Source organism: Paenibacillus sp. JJ-223 (assembly GCF_927798175.1).
Lineage (GTDB): Bacteria > Bacillota > Bacilli > Paenibacillales > Paenibacillaceae > Paenibacillus > Paenibacillus hubeiensis.
In genome coordinates, this window is the sequence record NZ_CAKMMP010000027.1 from 44881 (window position 1) to 51316 (window position 6436).

General features: G+C 51.4%; 5 protein-coding genes and 11 tRNA genes. 2 read left to right on the forward strand and 14 right to left on the reverse strand.

What is annotated here, in order from left to right; genetic code table 11:
* Positions 1–12 precede the first annotated feature (12 nt).
* Together L6H98_RS30495 and L6H98_RS30500 are read right to left on the reverse strand one after the other, a co-directional pair.
* Positions 13–1095: an ABC transporter substrate-binding protein gene (locus L6H98_RS30495; RefSeq protein WP_236421464.1), complete on the reverse strand. Its 1083-nt coding sequence runs from the start codon at positions 1093–1095 to the stop codon at positions 13–15.
* Positions 1096–1181: 86 nt separating this feature from the next.
* Positions 1182–2198, reverse strand: coding sequence for an ABC transporter ATP-binding protein (locus tag L6H98_RS30500; RefSeq protein WP_236421465.1), 1017 nt, complete (start codon positions 2196–2198; stop codon positions 1182–1184).
* Between the two features lie 164 nt (positions 2199–2362).
* On the opposite strand from L6H98_RS30500, the gene L6H98_RS30505 reads away from it, so the two are divergent.
* Both L6H98_RS30505 and L6H98_RS30510 read left to right on the forward strand, forming a co-directional pair.
* Positions 2363–3271, forward strand: a complete 909-nt coding sequence (locus L6H98_RS30505) for a LysR family transcriptional regulator (RefSeq protein WP_236421466.1) — start codon at positions 2363–2365, stop codon at positions 3269–3271.
* A gap of 133 nt (positions 3272–3404) precedes the next feature.
* On the forward strand, positions 3405–4274 hold the full coding sequence (locus L6H98_RS30510; protein WP_236421467.1) for a CYTH domain-containing protein: 870 nt from the start codon (positions 3405–3407) through the stop codon (positions 4272–4274).
* A 232-nt stretch (positions 4275–4506) separates the two neighbouring features.
* Here L6H98_RS30510 and L6H98_RS30515 read toward each other — a convergent pair whose 3' ends face one another.
* From L6H98_RS30515 to L6H98_RS30570, 12 genes are all read right to left on the reverse strand, one after another.
* The gene (locus L6H98_RS30515; RefSeq protein WP_236421468.1) at positions 4507–5112 is read right to left on the reverse strand and encodes a short chain dehydrogenase; all 606 of its coding nucleotides are present in this window, start codon (positions 5110–5112) and stop codon (positions 4507–4509) included.
* 158 nt (positions 5113–5270) lie between these two features.
* A tRNA-Gly gene (locus tag L6H98_RS30520) sits at positions 5271–5341 on the reverse strand.
* A gap of 13 nt (positions 5342–5354) precedes the next feature.
* Positions 5355–5428: transfer RNA gene (locus tag L6H98_RS30525), tRNA-Pro, on the reverse strand.
* A gap of 17 nt (positions 5429–5445) precedes the next feature.
* Positions 5446–5522, reverse strand: a tRNA-Arg gene (locus tag L6H98_RS30530).
* 5 nt (positions 5523–5527) lie between these two features.
* Positions 5528–5602: transfer RNA gene (locus L6H98_RS30535), tRNA-Gly, on the reverse strand.
* A 7-nt stretch (positions 5603–5609) separates the two neighbouring features.
* Positions 5610–5697, reverse strand: a tRNA-Leu gene (locus L6H98_RS30540).
* Positions 5698–5707: 10 nt separating this feature from the next.
* Positions 5708–5783: transfer RNA gene (locus L6H98_RS30545), tRNA-Lys, on the reverse strand.
* A 15-nt stretch (positions 5784–5798) separates the two neighbouring features.
* A tRNA-Gln gene (locus L6H98_RS30550) sits at positions 5799–5873 on the reverse strand.
* Positions 5874–5890: 17 nt separating this feature from the next.
* A tRNA-His gene (locus tag L6H98_RS30555) sits at positions 5891–5963 on the reverse strand.
* An 83-nt stretch (positions 5964–6046) separates the two neighbouring features.
* Positions 6047–6122 (reverse strand) — tRNA-Thr (locus tag L6H98_RS30560).
* A 126-nt stretch (positions 6123–6248) separates the two neighbouring features.
* A tRNA-Asp gene (locus tag L6H98_RS30565) sits at positions 6249–6326 on the reverse strand.
* Between the two features lie 26 nt (positions 6327–6352).
* Positions 6353–6426: transfer RNA gene (locus L6H98_RS30570), tRNA-Met, on the reverse strand.
* Between the last annotated feature and the right edge of the window lie 10 nt (positions 6427–6436).

Below are 6436 nucleotides of genomic sequence, written 5' to 3' on the forward strand. Positions count from 1 at the left end.
TCGCGAAGCCGTTTATTTGAAAATCTCCGAGAAGCGTGCCGCTGTGTCGTCGCCATTCTCGCTCATCCAGTTCCAGTCGACTTTAAGCTGAGGAATATCCTTCAGATTGGCACGGTTAGTCGCTTCCACATCTTCGCGTCCTGGAATCAGGTAAGCATCTGCAACCAGTTTCTGTGCTTCGTCGGACAACAAATAATCGATGAATGCTTTCGCGTTCTCTACGTTTTTGCTCGATTTCAGGATCGCTGCCGGTCTAGGGCTGACCACGGTTCCTTCCGATGGGTATACGATATCCAGCGGTTCGCCTTTCGCTTTGGAGGAATACGCCATGTAATCCACGCCTGCCGCTACGATGCTTTTCGCTCCGGTGATGACCGGATCAAGCGCCTCTTGGTTGGCACCAGCCATGGCAACGCCGTTCGCTTTGTATTGGCTGAACAAGTCCCAGCCTTTATCCCCGTTTGCGCTCAAATAACCGGTGATGAAGTCCAAGGCGGACCCGGACAGGGTAGGATCCGGAATGTTGACGGCGTCCTTCCAAGCTGCCGTAGCCAGATCGGCCCAGCTCGTTGGCGGCGTTGTGACGAGTTTCGTATTGTACACGATGCCAAGCGCAGAAGCGCTGGAGCTGAAGTAGTTGCCTTCGGCATCAGACCATTCCTTGTTCAGCTTGTCGCTATTCGCGGCTTCTGGATATGGCAGTGTCAGGCCATCTGCTTTCAATGCTTGTGCGGAAGGCAACGAGGCCAGAATGACAACGTCGGCCACCGGGTTGGCTTTCTCAGCCTCCATACGCGCCAAAATTTTGCCTGTCGTTCCTTGGAACATCTCGACTTCAATGCCCGTTTTCTCTGTAAAACCATGGATGATGTTATCCGCCAGTTTCTGCGGGCCGGCACTGTACAATACGAGTTTCCCACCGGTAGTCGATGTGGCTGGTGCCTCTGCCCCTGCCGCCGCCGTGCTGCTCTCCCCAGAGCCCTGTGCGCTTGTGCCCGTTGCCCCGTTCCCCGTGCTGCAGCCGAACAAACTGATGCTCATTACTGCCGTCAGCAGCAGCATGGCGCCTTTTTTGCGTTTTTTAACATTCATCATTTGGAATACCTCTCCTTTGGTTTTGTTCAATTTGTTTTTATCGATTTCAGCGAAAATGTAACATTGCATGGCTACCGTACTGTCCTCTATGCGCTAGCCCCGCTAGCGCTGTGTTCTACCTTGCGCTCCGCAGGCTCTTCACCCATACGGCAAATCCGGTCCGGCGACACATACAGCTTGACGCGCTCACCGGCTTTCACTCTTTTGTTTGAGTAGGTCGTCCAGATGCCAAGACCGTCGATCTGTACCCGAATTTCGTAGCGTTCACCGACATAACTGACATCGATCACCTCGCCCTGATAGCACAGGTCATCATGCTCGCTCTTGCTCCAAAATACATGTTCCGGACGAATCATGGATTGATCTGTGGTGAGCCAGTTCGATTTGCCGATGAACGAAGCGACATATGCATTGCTTGGCGAGGAATAGATCGTTTCGGGAGCGCCCTTTTGCATAATCCTCCCTTTTTGCATCACAACGATTTCATCCGACATGGACATCGCCTCGACCTGATCGTGAGTGACGTACAACGCCGTCAATCCCATGTCGCGTACCAGGGCCATCATCTCCAGCCGCATTTCCTCCCGTAGTACCGCATCCAACGCACTAAGCGGTTCATCGAACAAAATGACGCCTGGTTTGACTGCCACCGCCCGGGCAAAAGCAACCCGTTGCTGCTGTCCGCCCGACAATTGGTGAGGATAACGATCCTCCATGCCTTGCAAACGTACCATCTCCAACGCTTCAGTGACCTTCTGATGCAGTTCGCCCTTTTGCCTGCCGGCCCGCAGTCCAAATGCTACGTTCTCATATACCGTCATATGGGGCCATAAGGCAAAATCCTGAAACACCATGCCGAGATTTCGCTTATGCGTAGGCACATCGATTCGCTTGTCTGCGGAATAGATACACTCGCCGTCGGCATAAATCTCTCCCGCATCCGGCTGCTCCAATCCGGCCAGTATACGCAGCAGCGTCGTTTTGCCGCAGCCGGACGGGCCGAGCAGTGTTGTGAACTGACCATGCTCCAGCGTCAGATCGGTGGGAAACAGCGCCGGCGTCCGGTTAAACGATTTTTGCACGTTTCTGATTTCTAGTTTCATGAGCACCCCTGCCTGTCCTCTGTTCTGATCTTAGTCTAACGCCTGCCTTCGCGGTTTGTATGAGCCGAATGTAAAATTGGAATTAACTTTTTAGATGAATTCTGTTGATGTTCATAGATTAAATCTATAGAGGAGATATGTAATATGGAAGGAGTGCCTTTCGCTTGAATCTGATCAAACTGCAAATCGTCGAACTGATCGACAAACATCACCACATGACGAGCGTCGCCGAAGTTCTGGGCATTAAACAGCCCACTGTTACGTTTCATATGAAATCATTGGAGGAAGAAATGGGCGTGCGGCTTTTTGAATCGCGCAATGGCAAAACCTTTCTGACCGAGGCAGGACAGGCCCTGCTGCACTATTCCGTCAAAATCAATGCCCTTACCCAGGAAGCCCGCCGCGTCGTACGGGAATATGACAGCCTGTATCGGGGCAGTCTGCATATTGGGGCAAGCTATGTGCCTGCAACCTACTTGCTGCCGGCCATGCTCAATGCATTTTCGCAGGAATTCCCGGGCATTCGCATCGTGCTGTCGGTCAAACCTTCGTCCGCCATCCGCGACATGCTCATCGGGCACCAGATCGATCTCGGCATCATCTCTTCCGAAACGTTCGTGAGACCTTTACTGCACGCAGAGCCACTGTGTGCGGATGACCTGGTGTTGATCTGTGCCCCGCAGCACCCGTTAACGCAGCTGGAAGAATTGCAGCCCGAGCATATTGCGCGGATTCCTTTTGCCCTGCATGGGGATGAATCCAGCACGCGCCGTTTGACCAACCAATGGCTGGAGCAGCATGCCGTCCGTCTGCGCACTGCCGTGGAGATGGATTCGCTCGAAGCGATCAAACAATTGGTTCTACTCGGCGGGCATGTGTCCTTCATGTCGCGGATGGCCGTGCAGTGGGAGGAACGGCAAGGGCTTGTCCAGGTGCTCCCTATTCCAGGAGAACAGGCCTCCCGCCATATCTATGCCGTGCATAATAAAGAACGCCATGCCTCCGTGCAGGTGAACCGTTTTAAGGAAATGCTGCGCGAGATGAGCACCCACTTTCCGCCTGTCCGTTTTTGATCTTATGAATAAAAACTATCGGGGACCATTCATCAAATCTATGCAGGATTAACGCAAACAGGCCCTCCATTTGATGGATTCAAGATATTAGAACGCTACATTGGTTCTGTACGTTAATCCAAGTTTAGGGAGAGTGAATGTTTTGAAAACATGGAAAAAGGTCACCGCTTCAATCATGCTGAGCATCATGACGCTGGGAAGTGGACTGACGGTGCTCGAAACTCCTCAGGCATCGGCTGCGGCCAACGCGGTACCCGCTTATGAAGTCAAGTTTTTGGCCAAGCCGGAAGCCGTGCTGAATGCCGACGGCAAACCAAACAGCGACGTACTGCAAACGCTTGGATTGGACAGCTCGCCACGAGCCATTGGCGTAGAATATTTTGACACCGATTCCCTTGGATTGGACGAGCAGGGCTGGAACGTACGCTTCCGCAAGAAGGAAGATAAAAACAATTACGAGCTGACCTATAAAAAGCGCTACCCGATCATTAATGGTGATGTCGAAGCAGCGTTGACGCTGGCTAACCAGGAGGGATTTGACGCATCTGACGATAATTACGAGGCTGAAATCGATTGGGGCTACGGCAAACAGACCCTGAGCTTCTCCAATACCAAAAAAGTCGATGCCATAACAAGCGGCGCGCAGCTTCCTTCCGATAGCAAGGCTTTGGAAATGCTGCTCGACAAACTGCCGGGCAAACTGAAAAACTGGTCTGCTTCCAACTGGGGCAAACAACAATTGTCCGCTTCCCGTGCCTACGGCCCGATTACGTTCGAGCGTTATGAAGGGACTTGGAACGGTCAAGAAATGACGCTTGAAGTGTGGCCGATTCTGAATGAAGCTGGCACGGGGGTTGAGAACATCGTGGAGGTCTCCTTCAAGACAGACGACGCGTCTACGGTATCCGGCCTCCGTGCCCAACTGATGCAGCTGCTGGAGAACGAAAACTGGCTTCTTCCGGGAGACGGCCTGAAAACCCAACTTATTTTGGAACGTTATTAATGGAATCTACGGGGTATGTTGTTTGAGCATCGCGTTTCTGATACATCTCCACTTTTGACAGAACAGCCGGAACGATTACCCACCTGCTGGCTGGTAAAAATAGCATGAAACAAAGGCCTCATTTCTGATCCTTAAGATCAATGAAATGAGGCCTTTATTTGTCCACTAGCACTTTGCGGTGAGATAAACGATCCTTTTCAGATGTTCTTTTTCCTATATAAATGTGGCAGTATCAATACACTTTGAATGTTTGCCCTGTTTCAATGCCAAGCGCGCTTTGAATGAACGTATTGGCGACGCGCTCAACGGGCACCGGGTTAAACCCAATGAAGAAATCACGGTATTTCTCGGCCGATTCCACAAACAGATTCGGACTGACGGAGTTCAAACGGATACCTCTTGGCAGTTCATAAGCAGCCGCCTTGGCAAATGCATCAATAGCCCCGTTCGCCATCGCGCTGGAAGCACCCTGTTCGATCGGATGGTCCTTGATAATTCCGCTGACCAGTGTAAAACTTCCCTTATCGTTAATGTAGTGTTGACCGATGAGCACAATGTTGACTTGACCAAGCAGCTTGCTCTGCACGCTGATCATGTTGTTCTCGGGCGTGAGGTCAGCCAGCTTGGCATAATGAGTCTGGCCTGCTGTCACAATGACGTAGTCAATATTGGCAACCGTTTCAAAAAGCGTCTTGATACTATCGGTTGAAGTCATATCGACGGTATAATCCCCCGAATTTCTGCCTGCAGTTACAACTTCCACTGACCATTCCTGCAGCTTGGCAACAACCGCCTTGCCCAATGTTCCATGTCCTCCAATAACAAGTGCCCGCTTCATCCTTCGAATCCCCCCTGATCGTTGTTCATTCACTTCATTTATTTAATCAAAGATCACGTCTGTTATCAAATTCAAATCATTGATCGGATGACCATATATTTTCGATACAAAACAAAAAATAGCCCTGCACAAGGCAAGAGCTATTTTGCGATTCGTTAAGCGGGTGATGGGAATCGAACCCACGCTACCAGCTTGGAAGGCTGGAGTTCTACCATTGAACTACACCCGCATCTTATAAAAAATCGGGATGACACGATTTGAACATGCGACCCCCTGGTCCCAAACCAGGTGCTCTACCAAGCTGAGCTACATCCCGATACTTGAGAGTAAATATGGCGCGCCCTGAGAGATTCGAACTCCCGACCTTTTGATTCGTAGTCAAACGCTCTATCCAGCTGAGCTAAGGGCGCATATTTGGAGCGGACGACGGGAATCGAACCCGCGACCCTCGCCTTGGCAAGGCGATGCTCTACCGCTGAGCCACGTCCGCATATGATTGGTGCGGTCGAGAGGACTCGAACCTCCACGGGGGGTTAGCCCACACGGACCTGAACCGTGCGCGTCTGCCAATTCCGCCACGACCGCATAATATAACTGGTGAGCCATGAAGGACTCGAACCTTCGACACCCTGATTAAAAGTCAGGTGCTCTACCAACTGAGCTAATGGCTCTCACCGAAAAAATAATGGCAGGGGATATAGGATTCGAACCTATGCATGACGGAGTCAAAGTCCGTTGCCTTACCGCTTGGCTAATCCCCTATAAAGTTAAGATAAAGGGCGATCGAGGGGACTTGAACCCCCGAGTGCCGGAGCCACAATCCGGTGCGTTAACCCCTTCGCCACGACCGCCATACGTTGTTCCAACGCAATGTAGGAACATTATAGTTTGTCCAACCGGACCCGGTTTTATTCAAACCGCTAAAAGAAAATCATGGTGCCGGCGAGAGGACTTGAACCCCCAACCTACTGATTACAAGTCAGTTGCTCTACCAGTTGAGCTACACCGGCAAAATCATAAAAGTGGCGGAACCGACGGGATACTCTCACTTCGTTCGAGACTGCGCAGCTTATGCTCTCGAAGTGAATGCTTCGACGAACCCATTTACGGATTCTCATCCCTGATGAATATTCAAGTGGCGGAACCGACGGGATTCGAACCCGCGATCTCCTGCGTGACAGGCAGGCATGTTAGGCCAACTACACCACGGTTCCACGATCCCTTATTAAAATAAGTTCAATTGCGGGGGCAGGATTTGAACCTGCGGCCTTCGGGTTATGAGCCCGACGAGCTACCGGGCTGCTCCACCCCGCGTCGTTAAAAA

Excerpts from the sequence above, each read along its gene's own strand:
- L6H98_RS30495 (WP_236421464.1), bottom strand. The coding sequence starts at position 1,095 with ATGATGAATGTTAAAAAACGCAAAAAAGGCGCCATGCTGCTGCTGACG.
- L6H98_RS30500 (WP_236421465.1), bottom strand. The coding sequence starts at position 2,198 with ATGAAACTAGAAATCAGAAACGTGCAAAAATCGTTTAACCGGACGCCG.
- L6H98_RS30515 (WP_236421468.1), bottom strand. The coding sequence starts at position 5,112 with ATGAAGCGGGCACTTGTTATTGGAGGACATGGAACATTGGGCAAGGCG.